We start from the raw sequence: 25,546 nt of genomic DNA, 5'->3' as shown, positions 1-25,546 counted from the left end.
GTCCTATTTCACTTCCGGTGGCGTCTGGAAGGTGTGATACGGCGCAGGCGAGGGGATCGACCACTCCAGGCCCTCGGCGCCATCCCAGGGCTTGGCCGGTGCCGGCGCACCGCCGCGGATGCACTTGATGACAATGAACAGGAAGAAGATCTGCGTGGCGCCGAACATGAACGCGCCAATCGACGACACCATGTTGAAGTCGGCGAACTGCAGGTTGTAGTCGGGGATGCGCCGTGGCATGCCGGCCAGCCCCACAAAGTGCATGGGGAAGAAGGCCATGTTCATGCCGATGAACGATAGCCAGAAGTGCAGCTTGCCGAGGGTTTCGTCGTACATGTGGCCGGTCCATTTCGGCAGCCAGTAATAGGCCGAGGCGAAGATGCCGAAGATCGCCCCCGGCACCAGCACATAGTGGAAGTGCGCCACCACGAAGTAGGTGTCGTGGTACTGGAAGTCCGCCGGGGCGATGGCCAGCATCAGCCCGCTGAAACCACCGATGGTGAACAGGATGACGAAGGCGATGGCGAACAGCATCGGCGTCTCGAAGGTCAGCGAGCCTTCCCACATGGTGCTGACCCAGTTGAACACCTTCACCCCGGTAGGCACGGCAATCAGCATGGTGGCGTACATGAAGAACAGCTCGCCGACCACCGGGATACCGACCACGAACATGTGGTGGGCCCAGACGATGAATGACAGGAAGGCGATGGCGCCGGTGGCGTACACCATGGAGGTATAGCCGAACAGCGGCTTGCGCGAGAACGCCGGGATGATCGAGCTGACCGCGCCGAAGGCCGGCAGGATCATGATGTACACCTCGGGGTGGCCGAAGAACCAGAAGCACGTGCTGGAACAGCACCGGGTCACCGCCACCGGCGGCACTGAAGAAGCTGGTACCGAAATGGATGTCCATCAGCATCATGGTTACCACGCCGGCCAGCACCGGCATCACAGCAATCAGCAGGAACGCGGTAATCAGCCAGGTCCAGACGAACAGCGGCATCTTCATCAGGGTCATGCCCGGGGCACGCAGGTTGAGGATGGTGGCGATCACGTTGATCGCGCCCATGATCGAGCTGATACCCATCAGGTGGATGGCGAAGATGAAGAAGGTAACGCTGGCCGGGGCGTAGGTGGTGGACAGCGGGGCGTAGAAAGTCCAGCCGAAATTCGGCCCGCCTCCCGGGCTGAACAATGTCGAGACCAGCAGCAGGAAGGCCGCCGGCAGCAGCCAGAAGCTGAAGTTGTTCATCCGTGGCAGGGCCATGTCGGGTGCACCGATCATCAGCGGGATCATCCAGTTGGCCAGGCCTACGAACGCCGGCATCACCGCGCCGAATACCATGATCAGGCCGTGCATGGTGGTCATCTGGTTGAAGAACTCCGGCTCCACGATCTGCAACCCGGGCTGGAACAGCTCGGCGCGGATCACCATGGCGAACGAGCCACCGAGCAGGAACATGATGAAGCTGAACCACAGGTACATCGTGCCGATGTCCTTGTGGTTGGTGGTCAGCACCCAGCGCATCAGGCCCTTGGCCGGGCCGTGTGCGTGCTCATGGCCCTGGGCGTGGTCGTCGATCACTGCACTCATGTCCTGTCTCCTGCAATCCGTTGATTGCCGCGAGTAACCCGGTTCATTGCGCTTCTGCCTGCTTCAGCGCCAGCACGTCCTTCGGCGTCACCATGTCACCCTTGTTGTTGCCCCAGGCGTTGCGCTCGTAGGTGACCACGGCGGCGATATCGACTTCCGAGAGCTGCTTGCCGAACGCGGCCATGGCGGTGCCGGGCTTGCCGTGGAAGACGATGCCCAGGTGGCCTTCCTTCGGCCCGGTGGCGATCTTCGAGCCCTTGAGCGCCGGGAACATCGGCGGCAGGCCCTGGCCTTCGGCCTGGTGACAGGCCACGCAGGTGGTGTGGTAGACCTTGTCACCACGTTCCACCAGCTCCTCCAGGGTCCATTCCTTGCTGGTCAGCTCCTTGAGCTTGGCAGCTTCGGCCTTGCGCTCGCCCAGCCAGGTGTCGTAGTCGGCCCTGGACTTGACCTCGACTACCACCGGCATGAAGCCATGGTCCTTGCCGCATAGCTCGGTGCACTGACCGCGGTAGATGCCGGGTTTCTCGATACGGGTCCAGGCTTCGTTGACGAAGCCGGGGATGGCATCACGCTTGACTGCGAAGGCTGGCACCCACCAGGAGTGGATGACGTCGGCAGCGGTCACCAGGAAGCGCACCTTGGCGCCAACCGGCAGCACCAGCGGCTGGTCGACTTCGAGCAGGTAGTGCTCGTCCTTGGGGGCCTGGTTATGGATCTGGTCGGCGGGGGTGGCCAGGTTGCTGAAGAACTCCACGTCCTGGCCCAGGTACTTGTAGTGCCACTTCCACTGGTAGCCGGTAACCTGGATATCGATGTCCGACTCGCTGGCATCGTAGATGTCGATGAGGGTCTTGGTGGCCGGGATGGCCATGGCGACCAGGATCAGGAAAGGGACAACGGTCCAGAGGATTTCCACCCAGGTGTGCTCGTGAAAATGCGCAGCCTGCTGCCCGGTGGAGCGGCGGTGGATGACCATGGACCAGAACATCGCGCCAAAGACAACTACGCCGATGATCACGCAGATCCAGAAGATGGTCATGTGCAGGTCGAAGACGGCGTTGGAGACTTCCGTCGCCCCTGGGTGCATGTTCACGGTCCAGGCGGCGTTGGCCTGACCAAAAACCGACCACAACAGGAGGCCCATCCAGACATGTGGATGTCGCATCATTGCGGGTTCCCCTTCTCGTTCTTGTAGTCCCGGAGGCGTGGCCTGCGGCAAGAGGGAACGGCGGTCAAGACTGCCTGGCTTCGACGACCGAGCCCCTGCTAAAAGCAGTCGGGCCTCATCAACGAATCACGTTCACCGGGAGTATAGACAGCGACCAACGGCACGCAATGAAGGCCGTGAAATGAACGCGACGAAATACCTGAACGGCCTGAAAACCGCGCGCTTGACACGGCATGGCACAATAATGGCGTTTCGATATACCTGAGCATGCACACGTTTGCGCGACTTATAACAAATGCGTCTTAGGTATTCTGTATGTCGAGCTAATTTAGTGTCTTCCGTTTGAAACGTAATGTCCCTGGAGTTGTCATGAACATCGCTGCTGTACGCGAGCAGGTAAGCCAAGCCCATCAACACGAAGGCCAGACCGGCCAACTGAAAAAGCGTCTCGAGCTGCAACTGCCCCACCTGCACCCCTCGATCCAACTGCCCGAGCAGGACGCACAGGGTACTTTGGCGCGCTTCGTCAGCGCCTACATCGACCAGGTTCCGGAACTGCTGGAGGCCGCCCACGAGGTTGCACGCGAAGCCGGGATCGAATCGCAGATCAAACCTGTACTGAAAATTGCCGAAGCCTACTTCCTGCAGCCGCCCAGCGTGATGCAAGGGCATGTAGGCCTGGACTGCCTGCTGGATGAGGCCTACCTGGCGCACCGCCTGGTGGAAGAGGTGAACGACCTGTACATCCGTCACTTCCAGCAGCCGCTGATCCCGGTCGACACCACCGTCGCCAACCTGATTGCCCACCAGTTGATCGGCGAGGAGTTTGCCAACCAGCTGGATGAAGTGGTGCACCACTCGGTAGACGAAATGTTGAACGACGAAAGTTTCGCGGTGGAGTCGGTGGAGGCCTACCGCGAGAAATTGAGCAGCCCGGAAACGGGGGCGGCGTGGAAGCGCTGGCCGTGCTTGTCGCGGCAGCTGGGTGTGGAGTTGGGCCAGCCGGCCTGACATTCCTGTCCCGGCCTCTTCGCGGGCACGCCCGCTCCCACAGGTTCAACACAGGACTCGAAGCCCTGCGCAATACCTGTGGGAGCGGGCGTGCCCGCGAAAGGGCCGGCTCATGCAGCATAGATCCCGGATCTAGGCCCCAACCCCAGCCGTGGTGCGCATCCGCCCCTCGATCCTCCGCTTCAAGCGCCGCTGCTCGATCAGCAACCGCGACCCATTGGCCGAATTACTGCGGCCCCAATCTTCAAGCAGCTCAAGGCACGAGTGGTCGATATAGCTCAGGTTACCCAGCGGCACATGCAGCGTGGTCCCTGCCGGCACGCTATCCAGCACCTGGGTCAGCGCCGGCACCTTGAGGAAGGTGGCGGCACCACTAAGCCGTAACTCCATGTGCCCGGCCGTCTCCAGGCTGACCAGGTTGATCTTCAACCGCGCAGCCTTCAGTGCCAGCTTCAGCAAGGTCAGGGCAAAGCCCAGCAATACGCCGGTCAGCAGGTCGGTAAAGATGATCGCCAGCGCCGTCGCCGCGTAGGTGAACATCGGCATGCGGCCATAGCGGCCTAGTCCGCGAAACGCCTTGAAATCCACCAGTTTGACCCCGGTGAACACCAGCACACCCGCCAGGCTCGCCACCGGGATCTGCTGCAGCACGCTGCTCAGCGCCACCACAAACGCCAGCAGCCAAAAGCCATGGAAGATTGCCGACGCCCGGGTCTGCGCGCCCGCCTGCACGTTGGCCGAGCTACGCACGATCACTCCGGTCATCGGCAACGCGCCCAGCACCCCGCACAGCATGTTGCCGATACCCTGAGCCGACAGCTCGCGGTCGAAGTCCGACCGCTGGCCGCTGTGCATGCGGTCAACCGCTGCAGCCGACAACAAGGTTTCGGCACTGGCGATGAAGGCCAGGGCAAAAGCGGCGACCAACAGGGTGGGGTCGGCCAGTTGCATCAGGTCACCAGGGCGGATCCAGTCGATGGCCTCGGACAGGTCGGCCGGCACCTGTACGCGGTTCACCGGCAAGGCCAGCCACATGCTGATGGCCGTCATGGCCGACACGCCCAACAGGGCACCCGGCACGAAGCGCAGCCGCTGCGGTCGCAGGCGCTCCCAGCCCCACATGATGGCGATGGTACCAAGGCCCAGCGCACCGGCCATCCAGCCGGAGCCGGCGCTTTCCCGTGGCAGGGCTGCGGCCACCGTCGTCGGGAACTCCAGCAGGTTCTGCATGCCGGATGGCTGCGGCGCGGTGTCGAACATCACATGCACCTGCGACAGCACGATCAGCACGCCAATACCCGCCAGCATGCCGTACACCACCGCCGGCGCAGTAACCCGGAACCAGCAGCCCAGGCGCAGGCGCCCGGCCAGCAACTGCAGCAAGCCGGCCAGCAGCAGGATCGGCCCGAGCATGGCCATGCCATGCTGGCGCACCAGTTCGAACACCAATACCGCCAGACCGGCCGCCGGGCCACTGACCTGCAGCGGCGATCCGGCGAGAAAACCTACGACAATGCCGCCGATAATGCCGGTAATCAGACCTTTGGCCGGCGGCATGCCAGAGGCGATCGCAATGCCCATGCACAACGGCAGGGCCACCAGGAAGACCACCACCGACGCCAGCAACTCACGCGGCAGGGCCGCTTTCAACTGTGTAATGTTCACCGTGTTTCTCCTTTCTTTGTCACACAGCCATTCCTCTGGCCGTGGGCACGTTTGTCCCCGACGAGCGCGCAGGCGCGGGCCGCCAGCGGGCGTGCCGGCAGACAGTCAGGGAATTCAGGGCAGCCGAAGGCCGCGCCACACCCCTACAGGGTGCGGCCGGCTATCAAGGTTTCAGCGGGTGGATGGGTCGCTTAGTAGCGACCTCTCGGAGTAGCGCAGGGGACCGGCTCGCCAGCAGTCAGGGGCAGGAAGCTGTCGCTGGCGGCGTCGTAGGCTTCGATCTTGCTGGTCTCGATATCGTAGACCCAGCCATGAATGAACAGCTCACCGGCTGCCAGGCGCGAAGCCACCGAAGGGTGGGTGCGCAGGTGATGCAGCTGGGCGATGACGTTTTCCTTGGTCAGCACTTGCATCGTTTCGTGTTCGCTGCCGCACGAGCAGTTGTTCTCGACCACGGTGCGGGCCACTTCGGCGTGGCGCAACCAAGCGGACACGGTCGGCATCTTGGTCAGCGATTGCGGGTTGAGCACCGCACGCATGGCGCCGCAGTCGGAGTGGCCGCAGACGATGATGTGATGCACTTTCAACGCCAGTACGGCGTACTCGATGGCGCTGGAAACGCCGCCGTTCATCTGGCCATACGGCGGGACCACGTTACCGACGTTACGGGTCACGAACAGGTCGCCAGGCGAACTCTGGGTGATCAGCTCGGGAACGATGCGCGAGTCGGCGCAGGTGATGAACATGGCACGCGGGGTTTGCGCGGTGGCGAGCTTCTTGAACAGCTCTTGCTGCTCGGGGAAAACGTCATGGTGAAAACGCAGGAAGCCGTCGACGATGTGCTTAAGGGCGGCATCGGCGCTCTCCGCGGGGACCTGCGGTACGACCTTGGATGGGTCCTTGACGGGCATGATTCATCCTCTTGACGGTGTGTAGGTAAATCCATTTTACCGGTGAAAGATTCTGGCTATGCAGGGATTTAGATGACACGCACGGGCCATAGATCACAGTCGGTGTGGACTGATTTCCTACGCTAGCGGGGAAAACTTAATTGAAACTTAATTCGGAGGCTCTAGAACGGGTGTTCCAGATGAGCATGGCGGGAACTGGATAATAGCAAATAACCATCAGCTGCCAAGTACCATTACTGCAATTATTCATTCCCATGAGTTGTACTGGGGGTAGCGCACCTCAGCGTCTACCGGGACTGGCGATCCCATACCAGCCAGGGCCTGACCACCTCGTCCAGCTGAGCCCGAGGCACTGCGCCAAAGTAGCGACCGTCGAACGACAACCGGCTGTAATCGGAAAGCATCAGTACCTCGCCATCAGCCAGGCGAAAATGCGTCAATGCCGGGTGCGGCATGCTGCGGCCGCTGGGATCCTTGGACAAAGGCTGGCTGCGCGGCTGCAGCAGGCCGTTGACAGTAACGCCCCCGGCGCCGATCCGCACCTCGTCCCCCGCAACTGCTACCAGGCGCTTGATCATGCGCATGTATCCCCCTGGGCATGGCCCGCTGCTGAGGTAACCTCGCGCGTTGGCCAAGTCGAACACCGGCTGCGGAGGCGGGCAGAACATGACCAGATCGCCTTTCTCCGGCGCCTTGTCGACTACCCAGTAAATGCCCGGCGGGAAGCTGCTGGTGACGTTGATCCGGGCGCCGCCATGCAACACCAGCGGCAACAGCAGCAACACCAGGATGCCCAACAGCGCAGCCATGCTCAGTGGGCGCCTCATGCCAGCGTCGCCGAGCCATGTATGTCGATGGTGCGGTCGCTTTCACGCGGCGCAGGCACCTTTGCACGGGCAAGGAAGATCGGGTCCTGGAAATACAGCGGCTGCTTGCCATAGAACGCCGGGTAGCCAGCGCAATACACCACCATATCGCCGGCTTCCTGGATGTTGCCCTGGCTGTCCTTGCGCGGGCCGGGCATGCGCAAGGCCTCATCGGTGGTCAGCAACGGTCGCTGCACTTCCTGGATGGTGCGCGACACCTGGCCGAGTAGCGCACTGGAGCGGCGCCCACTGGTAGTGATCTGCTCCTTGACGATAGTGGTCTGTCCAGTGAGCTTGGACAGGTGCTCTGCAGTTTCCACGCGGTTCGGTGGGTAGGCGTTCTGAATATGGCAGTTGGAGGTGATGCTCTCGTTCTGCCCGTAGAACTCCTGCAGCTGCGACAAGTCCTGGATGATCAGGTAGCACTTGATACCGTAGCCGGCCACAAAGGCCAGCGACTCCTGCATGATGTCGAGCTTGCCCAGGCTCGGGAACTCATCGAGCATCATCAGCAGGCGGTGTTTGTAATGAGCCTTGGGCCGGCCGTCCTCGAAGTCCATCTTGTCGGCCAGCAGGCGGACGATCATGTTCACCAGGATGCGCACCAGCGGGCGCAGGCGCGCCTTGTCGTTGGGCTGGGTGATGATGAACAGGCTAACCGGGTCGTCGTGGTTCATCAGGTCGCGTATCTTGAACTCCGAGCGGGCGACGTTGCGCGCCACGATCGGGTCGCGGTACAGCGACAGGTACGATTTGGCCGTGGACAGCACCGAGCCGGCCTCTTCCGCCGGGCGATCAAGCATGTCACGCGCGGCAGAGCCCACCAGCGGGTGGTTTTCACCACCGAGGTGCCCGTAGTGAGTCATTTCCTCCCACAGCTCATTGATCGGCCGCGACGGGTCAGCGAGCATGGCGTCCAGGGCCGGCAAACTGGCTACACCACCTTCATCCAGCGAGCGGTAGCACAGGTGCAGGATGCAGCCCACCAGCATCGCCTGCGAAGTTTTTTGCCAGTGGTCGTTGAGGCCCTTGCCGTCCGGGTCGACGATCAGCGTCGCCAGGTTCTGCACGTCACCCACCTCGAATTCGGTGCCGAGGCGGATTTCCTCCAGCGGGTTCCAGCCCACGCAGCCGTTTGCCGTGGCCGGCTCGAAGCGCAGCACCCTGTTGCCGGCATGCTTCTGCCGCCAGCCGGCGGTCAGCGCCCATAGCTCGCCTTTGAGGTCGGTAATCACTGCGCTGTGCTTCCACGACAGCAAGGTCGGAATCACCAGGCCGACGCCCTTGCCGCTGCGGGTCGGGGCGAACGTAAGAATGTGTTCCGGGCCATTGTGGCGCAGGTAATGCAGCTTGTTACGCTTGTCCAGCCAGGCGCCCACATACACACCTTCGTCGGCCAGCAAGCCGGCACTCTCGATGTCCTTGCGCTCGCCCCACCGCGCCGAACCGTGCAGAAAGGCATTGGCCTTGGCGCTGTTGCTGTTGATCAGGCGGATGATCATCACCGCCATCATGCCCCCACCACTGACCAGCATGCCGAGGGAGCCGGCGCGCATCAGCGGGTCCTGATACTGGCCCGACCAGTTGGCGGCCCATACCAGGATCATCCACGGTGCATAAACGCCGTTGAGATTGGCGCCCAACGCCGCGTGGTACTGGAACAGGTAGGCGAAGTACTGGGTGGCAGTAGCCAGGCCGGCGAGCAGGAAGAAGATCGCCAACAAAGCCTGCCAGGTACTGCCGCTGCTACGCTGGCCACCGCGGATCTGCGGGCCGACGGCGTTATTGTGTTTCATAGGTTCGCTCCGTGAACGAAGGAATTGAAAAGGGAATACTCATTCAGGGCGACGAGGTGCGCGAGCGCCCTACGTCCTGGGCCTGGCTGCGCCGCTGCGCTTCGGTCAGGGAGCGCTCGGCCTGGCGTTGCAGGCTCCACTGCTCGGCCAGTTCGGGCTGCTCGGCACGCAGGCGGCGCACCGCCAGCTCCTCGATGCGCGGACTGTAAAGGCCCATGCCGTGATGCAGCTCCTGCACCCGCTCAAGACGGCCTTGCAGTTGCAGCAGGCGCGCCTGGCAGCGCTGGTTGCACTGTTCCCAGGTGGCACGGGTGGAGGGTAGGGCGAGCCAGCCCGGGCGGCCGGCCAGGTTCTGTTGCAGTTGCGCCTGCTGGCGCTCCACCAGGCTTTCCAGGCGCTGCTCGAGCGCTTGCGCCTGTTCGGCCTTCTGCTCGACGTACTCGCCCAGGGCCTGGGTATAACGCGCCTGCACCGGGCTGCCTTCGAGCAGGGCGGTCTGCTCGGTCGCCAGTGCCTGGGCCTGGGCTTCAAGGGCTTGCCCGGCATCTTCCAGCCGGGTCCTGGCCTTGTTCGGATTGTCCATGGGCACCTGCTTCATATCAGGAATAAATAACCGGCCTTGGCCATCGGGATGCGGATCAACCAAAGCGCCAGCAAATGCAGGGGGTAGTAGCCGTAGAACAGCCAACGCCAGCGTGGCAGCTTCGGTTGCAACCAACCGGCCACCAGCAGCAACGGGAGGGCGGCGAACGCCCAGGCGTTGCCATTGATCGGCGACAGCACTGCCAACGAAACCACGACCCCCACGCCAGCCATGGCATTCGGGCGCCGCACGTACCAACCTACGCACAGCCCCAGCAGCACGGCCGGCCACCAGAATTCGACCAGCGCTCCGCCGACCACGAACACACAAAGCGCGACAGCCCAGTAACGTGCTTGCCCAGCCGCCGCACGCTCACAAGCAGCGGTCACCACGGTGACTACCAGCAGGGTAAAGAGAATGTTCAGCGGATAGGCGCCATACAGCAGCCCACCCAGTGCGATGAACGGCGGTGTCGCCAACACACCGAACAGACACAGGCGCATCGCGGTGCGGCGGTAGGCGCCCTTTGCCCCGACACCCGGGCGCGCCAGATTGCACGCCAGCACCGTCACGAACAGCGGCATCGCCAACCGCCCGGCCTCGAACAGGTACGGCAAGGTCTCGTTGAAAAGGTACTTGTTGACGTGATCGCCGGTCATCAACAGCAACGCCAGCCATTTCAATGCCTCCAGGGCACCGTCAGCCAATTGCAGGCGAGGCAGGGCGAAGGTCTTCCGCCCTTGTTGCACTGCAATTTCACCAACCAGACGACGCTCGCTCACCGGCGCATCGCCTGGGACGGGCTCACGTCCAGCTCCAGTTTCGACGCGACGTTTTGGGCCACTTCGCCGATACCTTTGTCATGCACGATCGCGGTGCTCTTGCCCACCTGGAAGTTGCGGCTCGGGTCAACATCGCGGCGGTCATGAATGACGAACTGATCGGTCTGGCCGACCTTCTGCAGGATGTGATGCTCGTCCATGTCGACAACCATTCCGCTGGTGGCCTTGCGCCCGGTTTGCGAGGCTTCGCCAACGCTGGCCGACGGGGTGAGGCTAAGGGCCTTCTCTTCCATGGCCTTGAACGAGTCACTGTGATGAGCTTGGGGGTTTTGCTGTTGGCCTGGGTTGGCTCGCTGCGGAGCTGGCACAGCTTGAAGTTTCAAACTCTCGATATAGTCCGCAGTGGGTTGCGAAGCCTTGAGCGCGCCGGACATCGTAGTAACCTGCTCCTGCGAGGTGGCATTCAGCTGCGCACGAGCCTGCTTCAAGCTATCCATGGTTTCTGCGTGCGCTTGCTTGCGGTTTTCCAGGCCCAGGAACTGCGCCGAAGCCGATAGTGTCTGACGCCCGACGTCCGCTATACGGCCCCCGATCTTCTCGAACCCGCGCACCATTGCACTGCGACCAAGACTTTGATCATTCTCGAAAATGACACCTCGTCCATTGGTCTCATGATCAAAAGGCTTATTTTGGCGGTTGAGAGGATTGAAGTAACCGCGCTCCATAGGAAAGGGCGTGTTGTTAACGACCTGGAAAGAGCCATTCTCACGACGAGTGAAAGCCTTGTTACCTTCCTTGAGGCGCGAGTCGATCAGCGCCTCCTGGACTTTCTCCGGGCTCTTGATCACTTCGTTGTACTGAGCGATGCGCTGCAAGTCTTCCTTCTGCATCGGCTTCATCTCGATGCCGGCCGATTGCAGGCGGTCATACATCACCGCCAGCGGGCCAGCCGCCAGTACGTCGTCCTTGTAGCCACCGCCAACTTGCGAATGGGCACCTGCGAATTTCAACTCCTCGATACGCGAATTGTCGTCATTGCGCAGGGCGCTGGTCAGGCGAAAGGTGTCACGGTACTCGTTCACCGCCACCAGGTGCGTGGTCGAGTCGACGTTCTTGCCAATCTCCAGGTTCTTGCCCAGGTGGGTATCCGACATCGCGTTGCCGTAGGAAGCCACGGTATCGAAGATGCCCAGCTTGTTCACATGCGCCTGGCCGGGAGGAATCAGGAAATCGCCGGTCGCCTTGCCCTGCTCATCCAGCTTGGATACGCCGCGCTCGATGAATTCGTTGGCCAGTGCTCGGGACTGTGCGGCCCCACGGCTGAAGCCGACGATATTCACGTCGATCTTCTGGTCTGGGTACTTGTTGTGAAAAGCAACGATGGCATCGTAGGCTTGATCGATACGCTCCTGGCCACCGAGGCCAGTGCCGCCTTCGAGCAGGGAGCGACCCGAGGTATCGGGCTGGCTGCCAACGCCATCAAAGTAAACCTTCTCCGATTGGCCGGACCGTTCATTGCCATTGTACTGCTGAGGCAGATGCCCGGAATTGCGGGCCAAGTTGCTGCCTTGAGCGGTGTCCAATTCGTAAAGACGGGCCACATTGGTTTGCTTTCCGTCAGGAAAGTCCAGATCTTTATTATTCCCGGTGCCGTCGAAATACACCGTAAAGCGTTTGGTACCGCTCATACCACGTCCCTATGGATGATCCCGCACCAAGACAGGATCGTCACTCCAAAAACTATCGCGTACCGTTTCAGGAATGCTGCTTGTTGAGGGTTACGATCAAATCGTGGACCCCGTCACCGGCACTATTGATGAAGGCGCTCAGGAAAGCATCACTCTTGTGTAGCAATGGGGAGCCCTTCAACGAGTCGCCTGCCGCACGGATGGCGAGTGCACCAAAACTTTCACCCATATCAGAAACACTCTGTGCGCGAGCAGCAGGATCGTCGTACGGTTTCTTGAACCAGGTTGCAATCTGGTACTCGACGTTCTGCGACTGGAAGGCGCGGTTCAGGTGATCGGCCAAGGCGAAAAGCGTTTCTTTGGCCAGCGTCGAATCGACATCATTGGCTTTCAGTAAGGCCTCGACCCGCTTGCCGGCCGCCTCGATCAGGTCCTCGTGGGTGTAACCCTGCATTGGGGGGAAAACGCCCTCAGGCAGTTTCATGCCAGGTGTATAAGGTTGGTACTGGCCTTGACTGTCTTGCATGAAAATCTCCTTGGCTTGAAGCGCAGACGGAATGGCAGGCAATAGCATGCAGGCTCCCAGCACGACAGGGATGAGCGAGCCAAGGCGCAACCGCGACCAGAGGCTCTCGGCGCGGCAACAAGCGTTGCCGAAAATGGATGTATTCGCACCGATGGCGGTACCGTTCAATCCCTGTCTCCCTGAACACGCCTCTCGGCGGATCCCTGTTTAATGTGGTCGCGGCTCCTGCCGCCTAGTGTAAATCGGCGAAGAATACCGATATAGCTGTAACCAGGCGAAGGCTTCATCGCGGTAACTCAGCGCCGCATGGCATTGGCCAATACAGGGCTTAGCTCCATTTTCGGAGCTAGGGTGCCGGCCAGATCGCCGATACCTTTGTCATGCACGATCGCAGTGCTCTTGCCCACCTGGAAGTTGCGGCTCGGGTCAACATCGCGGCGGTCATGAATGACGAACTGGTCGGTCTGGCCGACCTTCTGCAGGATGTGATGCTCGTCCATGTCGACAACCATTCCGCTGGTGGCCTTGCGCCCGGTTTGCGAGGCTTCGCCAACGCTGGCCGACGGGGTGAGGCTAAGGGCCTTCTCTTCCATGGCCTTGAACGAGTCACTGCGTTGCTGCGCCTGGGGGTCTTGCGGCCGATCCTGTTTGAGATCCTTGGGGACTGGCACAGGTTGCAGGTTCAGGCTGCTGATAAAGCTTTGATCAGGTCGCGAGCTGGTCATCGTGTTGGCCATGTCCTGGCTCTGCTGGGTGGCAGCCTGCCGGTACTTGGCCAATTCCTGTTCGAATGAATCTGCCCGTGCTTCCTGCCGCTCGGAACGGCTGCGCAAGCCGAGGTACTCGGATGCACGATCCTTGAGCTGGGAGCCTTTTTCGGCGAACCAGCTTCCAACCGACTCGGCGCCCCGTTGAATGCCACTCTTGCTCAAGGAGTTGTCATTCTCGAAAATTATTCCCCGGCCATTCGTCTGGTGGTCGAAAGGATGGGCCTGGCGATCAAAGATATTGATCGTGCCGCGCTCCATCGGGAAGGGTGTGTTATCCACAGTCTGAAAGGCGCCGTCAGCGCCACGGGTGAACGCGTCCTTGCCGTTGATCAACCGCGAATCGATCAGCGCCTCCTGGACTTTCTCCGGGCTCTTGATCACTTCGTTGTACTGACCGATGCGCTGCAAGTCTTCCTGCTGCATCGGCTTCATCTCGATGCCGGCCGATTGCAGGCGGTCATACATCACCGCCAGCGGGCCAGCCGCCAGTACGTCGTCCTTGTAGCCACCGCCAACCTGCGAATGCGCACCTGCGAATTTCAACTCCTCGATACGCGAATTGTCGTCATTGCGCAGGGCGCTGGTCAGGCGAAAGGTGTCACGGTACTCGTTCGCCGCCACCAGGTGCGTGGTCGAGTCGACGTTCTTGCCAATCTCCAGGTTCTTGCCCAGGTGGGTATCCGACATCGCGTTGCCGTAGGAAGCCACGGTATCGAAGATGCCCAGCTTGTTCACATGGGCCTGGCCGGGAGGAATCAGGAAATCGCCGGTCGCCTTGCCCTGCTCATCCAGCTTGGGTACGCCGCGCTCGATGAATTCGTTGGCCAGTGCTCGGGACTGTGCGGCACCACGGCTGAAGCCGACGATATTCACGTCGATCTTCTGGTCTGGGTACTTGTTGTGGAAAGCAACGATGGCGTCGTACGCCTGGTCGATACGCTCCTGGCCACCCAACCCGGTGCCGCCCTCCAGGGCTGAGCGCGCCGAGGTCTTGCCTTGACTGCCAACCCCGTCGAAGTAGACCTTTTCCGATTGGCCGGAGCGCTCCTGGGCATCGTATTGCTGCGGGACATGCCCCGAATTGCGCGCCAGATTGGTGCCTTTGGCCGTATCCAGGTCGAATAGCCGAGCTACGTTGGTTTGCGTGCCCTCAGGTGTATTCAGATCTTTGTTGTTGCCGGTGCCGTCGAAATACACCGTGAAGCGCAATGCATCGCCCATGTCATATCCCTATGAAGTGCCACGTGCCTAAAACGTAAATCCACCGGCGCGTCGCCGCGCCGACGTTTCCTCAGGAACTCTTTTTATTCAGGGTCACGATAAGGTCATGCACGCCATCACCGGCCGCACCAATGTATGCCTTGTAGAACTCCTTGCCCTTGAGCAACAACGGCGAGCCACTCAGCGAATCGGCTGCCGCGTCGACGGCTGCACCGCCAAAATCTTCACCCATTCGCTCGACACTACGGGCACGTGCGGACGGGTCGTCATAAGGCTTCTGATACCAGCTGGCTACCTGGTACTCGACGCCTTCCTTCTCGAACTGCGTGTTCAGGTGAGACGCCAGAGCAATCAACGACTCCCGCATCAGGGTCGGATCGATACCCTGCTCCTTCATGAGTGCCTCCACACGCACCTGGGCTGCCGCGATAAGGTCTGCATGGGTGTAGCCTGGCATGGGCGGAAACACACCATCAGGCAACTTCATGCCCGGGGTGTAGGGTTGATACTGGCCTTGATTGTCTTGCATGGAAATCTCCTTGGCTTGAAGCGAAGATGAAGTGGCAGGCAGGAGCACACAAATCCCCAGCGCTAAAGGGATGAGCGAGCCCAGGCGCAGCCGCGACCAGAGGTCAGAGGTGAGGCTATAGGCTGTGCCCGAACTGGATGCTTTCGCATCGATGGTTTTACCGTTCAATCTCAATCTCCCTGAACATGGCTCTCGGCGTGTCCCTGTTTGATGTCACGTCGCAGCTCAAGTCGCCTTGCGTGAGGCGAAGAATATCGATAAACCTGTGGCCAGGGGCCACTAGTCGTGTAGTTCAGCAGTAACGACCGTCTCACAACCGCGCTGCGCAGGATTTCGCAATGCGCCATCCAAGACCTCTCTCACCTGCTCCCCGTCACCAGTCCACGGGGTACATAGGCCGACGTAGGGGCGGTTTGCGACGTGACCGGCTGCCGTACGACAGCCGCCTGCACCGCTGGAGCCGTTTCGGCAGTCGCCACCGGAACCTCGCTCGGCACGCTGGATAACACCGCACCTTGCGCCACCTGCTGCGTGGCGAAGCGCTCATCGAGCCAGTCGGCCCACCAGGCCGCGCGACGCATCACCTGATGGCGGTAGCGCGCATTGATCGCTGGCGTGCGCGAATGATAGTTGGCCACCCGCGTCCACAGGTCGCCGCGGTCATTACGCACATGGCCACGCAGGCGCCAGGCAGCCAGGTCGTAGGAGTAGCAGCCACCCTGTTCGACATCCTCGGGGGTGATGCCATAGCGCGAGAGTTCGCGCAGGTACGAGGTATTGAACTGCATGGGCCCCACGTCGTAGGTGCCGTTGCGGTTGCGCACCCACTGGCCAGGCTTGCCGCCCTCCTGGGCGGCCACAGCGAGCACGATGTTCACCGGCAGCTCGTACTTCACGGCGGCCATGATCGAACAGGCGACCGGCTCGCTGAGGGCCGGTGGTGGTGCGTCGGCAACGAATGGCATCTCGGGCGCGCCTCAGATGACCTTGCCGAACTTGTTGTTGATCGACTTGGTCGCGCTCGGGTCGGCCTTCGGGCAGCTGTCGAGGAAGGACTGGCGAGCGTTGGACGTCTGGCTCAGCTTGATCTTGCCTTTCTTCCTCTTGACGATGCTGAAATAGTCAGCGACCGGGCCGTCACAGTTTTCCACCACGCCGGCGCCCTTGAGCTTGCCCCACATGCACAACACAGTGGCGCATGGGTCGCGGGCTTCGGCGGGGAGGGCAATGGCGAAGGTGGCGACCAATGCACCCGTTGCAAAAACTTTTGCTTTTTTCATGAGCACTCCATGTTCAAGTTCTGTCCTGCTTGCTTTCTCTGAAGCTCTTCACCTCGGCATCTGGCTCGAAATCACGACTGACCGAGCGGGTATCCAATCTCGCGCTGCGCGATGAGCCAGGATTGGATAATTCCATGGCAAGCCGTCCGGCGGCTGTTTTGTCGATTCGAGACTGAGCCACGCGGCCCATGCCAGAAGCTAGGTTGGCCGTCATCTGCAGGGCAATACGGCCTGCATTGCCCATCTTGTTGGATGACGACTGGCCAGCACCTCCGGCTTTGCCGCCTTTGCCATCAGAGCCGCTACCGCTCGTCGCCTCGCCCCCACCACTGCTCTCACGCTCACCCAGGGCACCTGAACCGCCTGCAGTCCCCCCCGTTCCGCCGTCTGCATCTTTGTCTGAAGATGCCGCTGAACTGCCAGCTGTTTCGCTAGCTTGGCCAGCTGAAGATGAAGCAGATGCTGAGGATGACTCTTCTCCTGCAGAAGATGCTCTCTGTGCGACCGCACCGGTCGCAGAGGATGAGTTACCCATCACGGAGCCAAGCGGACTGGCGCCGCCAGGGCTGTCTGAGCCAGGGCTAGCTCCGCTAGGGCTACCCGGCCCTCCCAGCATTCCACTAACCCTCGAAGCGATGTCCGTCCCGGCGGAAACGCTGGACTGCGCCCCCTTGAAGGCGGAATTCAAGGCTTGCATGGTACCAACAAGGTTTGCCCCACCCGTCACCATCGCCGACGCTGCCTGGCCCATGTAGGATGCCGCAGTGGTCGCCGCTCCTACAGCCGCTCCTGCACTGAAATTGCCAATACCAGTGGAAGCGCTGCCTGCACCACCTACAAGCGCTGCAATCATCGGAGGTATTTTGTTTACCAAGAACAGCAGCAATACCGATACGACAAGCATCACAGCAAGCTCCTGCACGGCGACATCGTCGCTGATTTTGTCGGCAAACGTCTGGATGAAATCTTTGCCGATAGCAATCAGTAGCACCATGGCGAACAGTTGAGCGCCCAACCCGAGAACGGCCCGGTAGTAATTCAACGCGATATCCGAAGTCCAACGCGAGCCACCGAAGCCCAAGAAGAAGACGCCCGCATACATCAGGAACCAACTCGATGCCAGGAGGATCAACAGGTTGATGCCGACAACCGCTAATACCAGCAAGATGGCGATAGCCATAAATTCCATGGTTAGCTGGCGACCCAATTCTCGCCAACTCAGCTGGTCAGTGGCTTGCACCGTTCGGTCATACAGCTCGAAACCCAAATCGACAATGGTAGAGGGCTTCAGATCTGTGCTACCCAGACTACCTGCTTTAGAACCAAGCTGGCTTAAGGATTTGACGATCGTATCGGCAATTTGCAGCCCACCCATTGCATTCTTGAGCAGCCACCAATAGAAGCCGAACACCACCATAAAACGAATCAGCTCTGAAAAGAATTCGCCGATCTCTGCCTTGCGCATGAGTAGCATACCGAATGTCCAAACCATAGACATGGTTGCTAAAGCGAGGAACAACCTTTCGGCAGCTGACTGGATGGCAGGTAACCACTTGGAGGTAGCCTCATGGAATCTGTCGAGTACCTCATTCATGATGCCTGAGCTACCCAATTGACTCTCCGCCGCAAAGGCAAGCGTCGGCGTTGCAAGAAAGAAAGCAACCAACAGTACTGTAAGGGTTAGCTCCCGACGCTTACCAATCATCAAACTATTCCACCTTAATATTTGTCTTCAGGGCTTTTTTCAAATTTCCACTTGGTCATCTTTTTAGCTTTCAGGAAGCTATTGCAGGCGGCGGTGAATTCATTTCTGTTGGACTCCTTCGACAAACTCGCCAGGTTTTTCTCGTACATATCCGGCGCACAGTTATCTGCTGTAGGCTCAGGTACCTTTTCTTCAAAACAGCCTACAAGCGTAAGAGCCAGACTTGCAGCGAGCGTCAATTTTTATAAAATTGAATATTCATCTTATATCCTCAGTAATTATCTTCAGGGCTTTTTTTGAAATCCCACGTCGTAAGCTTTTTGGCCTGCGCCTGACCACGGGCTTTTTCATCCAGTTCCGCCGCAGCGCGGTTCGCCTCTGCGGTCTGCTGGGCCAACATGAGAGTACGCAATTGCAACAGTTGGTTCGCTTGCTGACTTGAGAGCTGGTTGGCGTACTGAATCGCCTTGACTTGACCATCCGCAGTGGTCGCTGCTTTTTGCAGGTTTTCTAACTGAGAAGCGTCCGCCTTCAGGTTTTCCTGTTGTTGCTTGATGCTCTTAAAGAGTGCGTCATTGGCAGTTTTTTGGGATTTGGATGTCATTTCCTCATGCTTCACAAGCTCTGCTCGATCTGCATCGGTACAGCCACCACCACTAAAGCAGGGGGAACTACGGTAGTAGCTGGTATCTTGAAATTTGTCCAGATAAGCATCAAGGCTACCCGCTTGGTTCGTGTAGTAGTATGAGCATATCTTGAGCTTGCATCAATTTGCTAATAGTGGAGTTGGCTTGATCCCATATATATGCCGCTGGCGCCGCAGTATTCTTGATCATATTTTCATACTGATCCAACTGGGTCTTGTACTGACTAATCTGCGTGCTGTATTCCTCGACCTGCTTCAACGTCTGAGCGATGCTCTCGACCATGGTCACATTGTTCAATGCCACGTTCGCGCCATCAATCACGGGAATACCGGCATTCACCTGCAGGCTGAATCCAAGGCCCGCCAACAGCGCAATCGCCGGCTTCACTAACGTCTTAGACTTCATGTTCCTCTCCTTGGCGTGTTTCATCAGTAATCGAAAGACTGGTAAGGCTTCGAGAACGTCAGGTCCTTGGTCACCATCACGTTGAAGCGATACCCCGGACGGATTTCCAACGTGGGTGCAATGTTCAGGTTCTTGGCGATCATTTGCGCGGTGACCTGACCGAGTTGCTGGCCGAGCGCTTCACTCATGGCACTGCTGGCCGTCTCGCGGTCGGAGCTGTCGCTACTGGCACGGTCCTGACTGAGGCTGATACCTGCGACGATGCCGGACATCAACAGGGCCGACCCGAAGATCCGCACGTAGTGGTTGTTTGTCTTGTCTTCGAAGCCGGAGTACCCCCCCATGTCCGCGCCTGGCATTGAGCCGATGTCCATCGCCTTGCCATCAGGGAAGATGATGCGCTGCCAAGCTACCAGCACGCGCTTCTGTCCGTAGGCAACATCGCTGGAGTAGCTGCCGACCAAGCGCGAGCCTTGCGGAAGCAGCAGGTGCTTGCCGGTGGCGGTGTCGTACACGGCCTGTGATATCTGGGCCATGATCTGCCCCGGCAAATCGGAATTGATACCGGACACCAGCATGGCTGGGATAACAAAGCCTGCACGCAGTTCATAGGGGCTGCGTGGCGCCTCAGGACTGGCGTCCAGTCGCCAGCGATCTTCGCCAGGGATATTGCCGAACTGCTTGTAGTCCTTGGCCGCTGCTGGCCGAGGCCTGCATCAGAAATGGCGAATCACTTTCTGCTCCGCCACCGCCGCCCGCGCCCGCACCAATGCCAGCAGAGCGCAACTCGGCCAGTCGGGCTTTGAAGGCCGCATTTGGATCACTGCGCGATTGTTCATCCAGGCGCTGACGCGCGGCAGCGATACGGGCCAGGGCGTCCTGCTGGCTGAGCGGGCCACCAGCCCCGCCAGCAGCACTCGAGCCCGCGCTGCGTGGCGCCGTGACCTGCACGGTGCTGCGTGCCTGAACGGCTTCCTGGAGCTGCTGCATCTTCATGCGCCGAATGCGCTCGAGCTCTTCGGCATTGACGTCTGACAGCATTTCACGCGGTGGCATGGGTGGTGCGTCGAGGTTGGTCGGTCGCACAACCTGCAGGCCGGCCGGCTGGGCTTGCGTGTTGTCCAGCACCGGCAAGGCCGGCGGCTCGGCCTTGCTCGGGATGATGCCATCCGAATCGATGCCGTTGATCTGCTGGGCAAACAGGCTGCTGTTGCCGGCTTTTTCAGCTTCCTTTTCCACCGGTTTGTTCTGCTTATCCGCACGATCGGCTGCGACCAGCAGCATGATCAGCAAGAAAGTCATGGCAGCACCGCCAATGATGTACATCGGCCAGTTGTTGACCCGGCGCACCCCAGCGCTGCGGTTCAGCTTGCCGGGGGACGCGTCCGGAGACATGGCGTCGTTCATGTTACTCATTGCTCGTCACTCCTTGCGCACCCAGGCACCGGCGGCCAACAGGCGGCCGTTCTGTACCGCGTAGACGCGGCTCAGGGATTCACGCCCGACCAGCAGGGTGACGCGGAACAGCTCGCTGTCCTTGGGCGCATCGACGATATAGTTGACTGGCAGCGGTGCAACCGTACCGGCCGGCGTTGGCGCAGGCTGGGCCTTGGGGTCGAACTCCTGCACCGAGAAGCCTGCGGCGCGCAGTGTGCTCACCAGCGAGGCGCCGTAGCCATCGGGGGTTTCCTGGTTGATCCGCAGGCGCGTGCTGGCCGGCGGGTGTACCACGGCCAGCTGGCGCACAGTGGCACCGGCCAGCTGCTGGTTGATTGCCGGCGTGGTGCGCTCGGCGAAGTTGCCATATGGGCCGCTTGCACAGGCGGCAAGCCAGAGGGGGGCGAACAGTGCGATCCATGCGCGCATATCATTTACCCCGCTGGATGGTGATACGGTCCTGGGACTTGCCGACACCGGCAATCAGGATGGCCTTGTCGAACACGGTGTCGACGATGTAGCGGTCACCCTGGATGCGATAGTTGACCATCACGGTCTCGTCATCGCGGAACCAGCCACCGTCCTTGCGCACCACCAACAGCGACGGCGCTTCGGTCTGAGCCATGCTGCGCGGCATCTGGATGATGGTCTTGCTGCCGTCGTTGTAGACCCGCACCGGCTTCCACGAGGTATCGCCGCTGACGGTGTAGTCGAAGCTCAGGTTGCCCAGGTACTCGCCGGTTTCCGGGATGGTCGCCTTCTTGCGCTCGGTCGCTTCGCGGTTCTTGATCAGGTTCCATTTCGCCAGTGCCTCTTCCGGATAGGTGAAGGCAACTTGCGGCATGTACTGGGTACGGTGCGAGCGCAACTTGAAGTGGTAGGTGCGACGGTTGGTGGTGACCACCAGGGAAGTTTCCAGCCCCACGTCCATCGGCTTGATGATCAGGTGCTGGACCTCGCTCTCGCCCATGCCGGTGATGGCCGGCTCGACCGTCCAGCGTGCAGTGTCGCCAAGGTTGATCGAGTTGACCTGCTCACCGGCTTGCAGGGCGATGTCGCAGACCTGCAGCACGGCACAGACGATACTCGGCTGCTGGGCGCCGTAAATGAAGCGGGCGGTGCCGTCGCCGCCGTCCACTGGCTTGATGCCGGTGGCGCTGGCCTGCTGCCAACGCTGGGAAATGGCCAACGCGGCCTTCTCTTGCGGCGTGAGGGTCGGATTGGCATCGGAGAAGTACAGATCGGCCTGGCTTGTTCCTGGCGCGGCCTGTGCGAACGCGGGCAGGAGTGCCGCGAGGATGGCGCAAAGGTAACGGTTCATGGTCGGTCCTTCAGAGTTGCTTGGACCAGGAGAAGTCGCGCACGTACGTCCCGATCGGGTTCATCCGTATTTGCTCTTCGCTGGTCTGGGTAGTGGGTTCGGCGGTATAGGTGGTCACCAGGGCACGCCAGTTGGCCTTGCTCTTGATCAGGCCCTGGCGGTCACGGGTGACTTCTTCCCAATCGACCTGCCAGGTTTCCGGGGTCTGCTGCATGACCGAGCGGATATCGACGCTGACGGTTTCCTCGGCTGCACGCAGGAACGGGCTCGATTCTTTGGTGCCATTGAGCCACTCGTTCATCTTCTGCGTTGCTGCGTCGTTCGGCGCCAGCAAGGCGTACAGGCGGAAGATCGATTTGCGCAGAAGCGCGACATCCGGTGTAACGGTGCGGGCATCCGCGATAAACAAGGCCACTTGTGACTTCACCACCCGCAGGTCGACGGGCTGGGCCACCTGCGCCGGCGCGACCGCCATCGGTTGGCCGAGCTTGTCGACTTCCACGACGTAAGGCACGAACTTGGACTGGCTACCGATATGGATGATGCCGCCGACACCGGCGAGGGCGACCATCATCGAAAGGATGCCTACCACCTGCCAGGACTGCCGCGAAGTCACCACGCTACCAACATGGTCGTTCCACGTACGACGGGCGGTCAGGTACGGGTTATCGAGGACGGCGCCCTTGGGCCCGGCCGTGTTGCTTTCACCGTTCATGGCGGAAGCTTTGGCGGGGCGTTTCATGACCATCCCCTTGATGCTTTCAGCGAGGCTCATGCGGCCACTCCATAGTCGTTCAATCTGAGGCCCCTGGCCGCCAGCCATTCGGCCACCCAGCCATCACCGTACTTGGCTTCCAGGCGCTTGATGGCGGCCACCGACTCTTTGTCGGAGGAGCCGACGAAGGCCAGCGCCAACGGGCCCAGAGCCAGGTCGTAGAGGCGTCGGCCGTTCTCCGATACGTAGTAGTACTGGCGCTTGGGAACAGCCGTGGCGAGGATTTCGATCTGCCGAGCGTTCAGCCCCATGCGCCGGTAGAGGGCAGCAGTGTCCTCGTCGCGGGCATAGACGTTGGGCAGGAAGATCTTGGTGGCAGTGGACTCGACGATGACATCGAGGATCCCCGAATTGGCCGCGTCCGACAGGCTCTGGGTGGCCATCAGCACCAGGCAGTTGGCTTTACGCAATACCTTGAGCCACTCGCGGATTTTCTCGCGGAAGGCAGGGTGACCGAGCATCAGCCAGGCTTCGTCGAGAATGATCACCGCGGGCTGCCCCTTGAGTGCGCATTCAATGCGGCGGAACAGGTACAGAAGCACCGGCAAGGCGTACTTGTCGCCCAGGTTCATCAGCTCCTCGATCTCGAACACGGTGAAGTCGGACAGCGCCAGGCCGTCCTCCTCGGCATCGAGCAAGTGGCCCATCGTGCCGTCGACGGTGTACTGGCGCAGGGTTTCACGCACGGCCTCGTCCTGCACGATGATGCAGAATTCGGACAGCGTGCGGGAGCCGTCGCGGTACATGGTCATCACCGCATGGCCGATCTCGTTGCGCTGCGCTGCGGTGGTTTCCAGGCCATTGAGCGCCAGTACGGTGTCCAGCCATTCCATCGCCCAGGCGCGGTCGCCCTTGGTTTCCAGGAATTGCAACGGGCAGAAGGCCAGGCGCTCGTCGTCTGCCGCCACGGTAAAGTGACGACCGGACTGACCTCCGCTTTCAGCACGAATACCGGCCGCCAGCGGGTACATGGACATGCCCTTGTCGAAGGCGAAAATCGACATGCCCTGATAGCGACGCAGCTGGGCTGCAATCAGTGCCAGGTGTGTCGACTTGCCAGCGCCGGTCGGGCCGAACATGAAGGTATGGCCCAGGTCACGCACGTGCAGGTTCAGGCGGAACGGTGTGGCACCGCTGGTCACGCAGTGCATCAGCGCTGGTGACAGGGGCGGGTAGAGCGGGCAGGGGGCATCGGCACTGCCGGTCCAGATGCTGCTGGTAGGCAGCAGGTCGGCCAGGTTGAGGGTGTTGATCAGCGGCCGCCGCACGTTTTCCACGCCGTGCCCAGGCAGGCTGCCGAGGTAGGCGTCGAGCGTGTTGATCGATTCGATGCGGGCGGCGAAGCCCATGCGCTCGATGGCTTTCTCGACCTTGCGGGCAGCTTCTTCCAGCTGGGCACGGTCCTCATTCATGAGCACCACTACACTGGTGTAGTACCCCTGCGCAACCAGGCCGCTATTGACTTCGGCGATCGCGTCGGCGGCGTCCTGCACCATGGCCAGGGCGTCCTGGTCGATGTTGCCATTGTTGGTATTGAATACCTGGTCGAAGAAACCGCGAACTTTCTGCTTCCACTTCTTGCGGTACTTTTCCAGGTGCTGGACCGCCTCATGGGTGTCCATGAAAATGAAGCGGCTGGACCAGCGGTATTCGCAAGGCAGTTCAGCCAGTGCCGCGAGAATGCCGGGGGCTGACTCCAGCGGGAACCCTTCGATGGCCACTACCTGGACGAAGTTACGACCAATTTTGGGTACTACGCCCCCCCAAAGTTCCTTGCCGCCGATGACAGCATCCAGGTACATCGGGTTGCTTGGCAGCAGGACCGGCTGGCTTACACCAGTGACACAGAACTGCACCCAGCTGAGCAGGTCGTCATGGGTGATCTCGGCACCTTCCTCGGTAACCATGCGGTTGCCTTTGAGGCGCGTCAACTTGAGCACCGAGGAAAGGCTGCCTTCGACGCCGAGACAGTCACGCTTGAATTGCTCGATCAGGTTACGTGTACGAGCCTTTGCGTCTGGCGGCGCAGTGTCGTCGTCGAACATCAGTTCAACGAATTTCTGTTGCGCCAGCATCGGTGGGAAATAGGTGAGGGTCAGCACGAAATAACCTTCGTACATGGTCCCCAGCGATTCGAAGTACGCACGGCGCTCTTCGTCGATGGCTGCAGTCAGGCTGTCAGCGAAGTGCGAGACACCTTTTGCAGAGTAGTTCGACGCCGGACGGCGCACCGCATCGACGTGGATCATCCAGCCGTTACCCAGGCCGGCCAAGGCCTGGTTGATGCGCAGCGAAACCAGTTCGCGCTGCGCTTCGGTGCTGCTGGCGTTGTCATCTCCGCGGTACAGCCAAGCGGCCATGAAGGCGCCGTTCTTGCCCACGATAACGCCATCGTCGACCATCGCCGCATGGTTCAGCAGGTCGGCAAGGCCGGCATCTTTCGAACGATGCTTCTTCAGCTTGAGTTCGGCATCCACCTGCAGCAGGCGTTGAACCAGCAGCAGTACCAGCAAAACACCGAGGGCAGCGATGGCATACGCAATACCTTCGATCATTTGTATTGACTTCCCTGACTTGGAGGATTGTCCCTGAACGGCGTGCTACGCGCCGGGTAATAGGACTTGTAGCGGCGATGGCGCAGGTACACGTGGCGCATCTTCGGGTCGGACTTGGCCATGACACGGAGCACGAACAGGGCACCGAACCACAGCACCAGGCCGACCATGGTTGCCCGCACTTCCTGTGCACTGAAGATCAGCGCGAAGGCGAGCAACCCGGAAAACATCACCAGCTCGCGATCCCCGCCCATGAACAGGTTGTCCCGGTTTCCGGCCCGCCGGATGGGAATCGTGCGCAGGGCCAT

The 25,546-nt window shown here is 60.6% G+C and carries 23 protein-coding genes and 2 pseudogenes; 1 reads left to right on the top strand and 24 read right to left on the bottom strand.

Features of this window, described 5'->3' with window-relative positions; genetic code table 11:
• Positions 1-3: 3 nt before the first annotated feature.
• Both ctaD and coxB read right to left on the bottom strand, forming a co-directional pair.
• Positions 4-1,594, bottom strand: a pseudogene (gene ctaD, locus QIY50_11055) (cytochrome c oxidase subunit I).
• Positions 1,595-1,637: 43 nt separating this feature from the next.
• Positions 1,638-2,765: a cytochrome c oxidase subunit II gene (coxB, locus tag QIY50_11050; GenBank protein ID WGV22652.1), complete on the bottom strand. Its 1,128-nt coding sequence runs from the start codon at positions 2,763-2,765 to the stop codon at positions 1,638-1,640.
• A 369-nt stretch (positions 2,766-3,134) separates the two neighbouring features.
• Here coxB and QIY50_11045 point away from each other — a divergent pair, with 369 nt between their 5' ends.
• A complete protein-coding gene (locus QIY50_11045) occupies positions 3,135-3,776 on the top strand; it encodes a hypothetical protein (protein ID WGV22651.1) in 642 nt (213 codons plus the stop codon).
• Between the two features lie 132 nt (positions 3,777-3,908).
• On the opposite strand, the gene QIY50_11040 is transcribed toward QIY50_11045, so the two are convergent.
• From QIY50_11040 to QIY50_10935, 22 genes and pseudogenes are all read right to left on the bottom strand, one after another.
• A complete protein-coding gene (locus QIY50_11040) occupies positions 3,909-5,441 on the bottom strand; it encodes a SulP family inorganic anion transporter (protein WGV22650.1) in 1,533 nt (510 codons plus the stop codon).
• Between the two features lie 191 nt (positions 5,442-5,632).
• The gene (locus QIY50_11035; GenBank protein WGV22649.1) at positions 5,633-6,352 is read right to left on the bottom strand and encodes a carbonic anhydrase; all 720 of its coding nucleotides are present in this window, start codon (positions 6,350-6,352) and stop codon (positions 5,633-5,635) included.
• Between the two features lie 287 nt (positions 6,353-6,639).
• A complete protein-coding gene (gene traF / locus QIY50_11030) occupies positions 6,640-7,161 on the bottom strand; it encodes a conjugative transfer signal peptidase TraF (GenBank protein ID WGV22648.1) in 522 nt (173 codons plus the stop codon).
• 14 nt (positions 7,162-7,175) lie between these two features.
• Positions 7,176-9,014 (bottom strand): type IV secretory system conjugative DNA transfer family protein, encoded by a 1,839-nt coding sequence (locus QIY50_11025; protein WGV22647.1) that lies wholly within the window; start codon positions 9,012-9,014, stop codon positions 7,176-7,178.
• 43 nt (positions 9,015-9,057) lie between these two features.
• A complete protein-coding gene (locus QIY50_11020) occupies positions 9,058-9,597 on the bottom strand; it encodes a conjugal transfer protein (protein WGV22646.1) in 540 nt (179 codons plus the stop codon).
• Between the two features lie 11 nt (positions 9,598-9,608).
• Complete coding sequence (locus tag QIY50_11015) at positions 9,609-10,379, bottom strand: TraX family protein (protein ID WGV22645.1); 771 nt, start codon at positions 10,377-10,379, stop codon at positions 9,609-9,611.
• Positions 10,376-12,067, bottom strand: coding sequence for a DUF2235 domain-containing protein (locus QIY50_11010; protein WGV22644.1), 1,692 nt, complete (start codon positions 12,065-12,067; stop codon positions 10,376-10,378). The genes QIY50_11015 and QIY50_11010 overlap by 4 nt, the downstream gene beginning before the upstream one ends.
• A 67-nt stretch (positions 12,068-12,134) precedes the next feature.
• Positions 12,135-12,761 (bottom strand): hypothetical protein, encoded by a 627-nt coding sequence (locus QIY50_11005; GenBank protein WGV22643.1) that lies wholly within the window; start codon positions 12,759-12,761, stop codon positions 12,135-12,137.
• Between the two features lie 128 nt (positions 12,762-12,889).
• Positions 12,890-14,584, bottom strand: a complete 1,695-nt coding sequence (locus tag QIY50_11000) for a DUF2235 domain-containing protein (protein ID WGV22642.1) — start codon at positions 14,582-14,584, stop codon at positions 12,890-12,892.
• 70 nt (positions 14,585-14,654) lie between these two features.
• The gene (locus QIY50_10995; GenBank protein WGV22641.1) at positions 14,655-15,281 is read right to left on the bottom strand and encodes a hypothetical protein; all 627 of its coding nucleotides are present in this window, start codon (positions 15,279-15,281) and stop codon (positions 14,655-14,657) included.
• Between the two features lie 191 nt (positions 15,282-15,472).
• On the bottom strand, positions 15,473-16,078 hold the full coding sequence (locus QIY50_10990; protein ID WGV22640.1) for a transglycosylase SLT domain-containing protein: 606 nt from the start codon (positions 16,076-16,078) through the stop codon (positions 15,473-15,475).
• A gap of 12 nt (positions 16,079-16,090) precedes the next feature.
• Entirely contained in the window at positions 16,091-16,393 is a 303-nt protein-coding gene (locus QIY50_10985; protein ID WGV22639.1) for a TrbM/KikA/MpfK family conjugal transfer protein, read from the bottom strand.
• Between the two features lie 13 nt (positions 16,394-16,406).
• Positions 16,407-18,098: a P-type conjugative transfer protein TrbL gene (trbL, locus tag QIY50_10980; protein WGV22638.1), complete on the bottom strand. Its 1,692-nt coding sequence runs from the start codon at positions 18,096-18,098 to the stop codon at positions 16,407-16,409.
• Between the two features lie 14 nt (positions 18,099-18,112).
• Positions 18,113-18,337 (bottom strand): entry exclusion lipoprotein TrbK, encoded by a 225-nt coding sequence (trbK, locus tag QIY50_10975; protein ID WGV22637.1) that lies wholly within the window; start codon positions 18,335-18,337, stop codon positions 18,113-18,115.
• A gap of 32 nt (positions 18,338-18,369) precedes the next feature.
• A pseudogene (trbJ, locus tag QIY50_10970) lies at positions 18,370-19,150 on the bottom strand (P-type conjugative transfer protein TrbJ).
• A 23-nt stretch (positions 19,151-19,173) separates the two neighbouring features.
• Entirely contained in the window at positions 19,174-19,728 is a 555-nt protein-coding gene (locus QIY50_10965; GenBank protein WGV22636.1) for a TrbI/VirB10 family protein, read from the bottom strand.
• A 49-nt stretch (positions 19,729-19,777) separates the two neighbouring features.
• Positions 19,778-20,566 carry a hypothetical protein gene (locus QIY50_10960; GenBank protein ID WGV22635.1) on the bottom strand — a complete coding sequence of 263 codons (789 nt, stop codon included), beginning with the start codon at positions 20,564-20,566 and terminating at the stop codon, positions 19,778-19,780.
• A 6-nt stretch (positions 20,567-20,572) separates the two neighbouring features.
• Complete coding sequence (locus QIY50_10955; GenBank protein ID WGV22634.1) at positions 20,573-21,016, bottom strand: conjugal transfer protein TrbH; 444 nt, start codon at positions 21,014-21,016, stop codon at positions 20,573-20,575.
• Between the two features lies 1 nt (position 21,017).
• The gene (gene trbG, locus QIY50_10950; protein ID WGV22633.1) at positions 21,018-21,908 is read right to left on the bottom strand and encodes a P-type conjugative transfer protein TrbG; all 891 of its coding nucleotides are present in this window, start codon (positions 21,906-21,908) and stop codon (positions 21,018-21,020) included.
• Positions 21,909-21,918: 10 nt separating this feature from the next.
• Positions 21,919-22,683 (bottom strand): conjugal transfer protein TrbF, encoded by a 765-nt coding sequence (locus tag QIY50_10945; GenBank protein WGV22632.1) that lies wholly within the window; start codon positions 22,681-22,683, stop codon positions 21,919-21,921.
• A complete protein-coding gene (locus tag QIY50_10940) occupies positions 22,680-25,238 on the bottom strand; it encodes a VirB4 family type IV secretion/conjugal transfer ATPase (GenBank protein ID WGV22631.1) in 2,559 nt (852 codons plus the stop codon). Before QIY50_10940 ends, QIY50_10945 begins: the two co-directional genes overlap by 4 nt.
• Positions 25,235-25,546 (bottom strand): conjugal transfer protein TrbD, encoded by a 312-nt coding sequence (locus tag QIY50_10935; GenBank protein WGV22630.1) that lies wholly within the window; start codon positions 25,544-25,546, stop codon positions 25,235-25,237. The genes QIY50_10940 and QIY50_10935 overlap by 4 nt, the downstream gene beginning before the upstream one ends.

It is taken from the genome of Pseudomonas putida, from assembly GCA_029953615.1.
Taxonomy (GTDB): domain Bacteria; phylum Pseudomonadota; class Gammaproteobacteria; order Pseudomonadales; family Pseudomonadaceae; genus Aquipseudomonas.
This window is presented reverse-complemented; position numbering and strand designations above follow the sequence as displayed.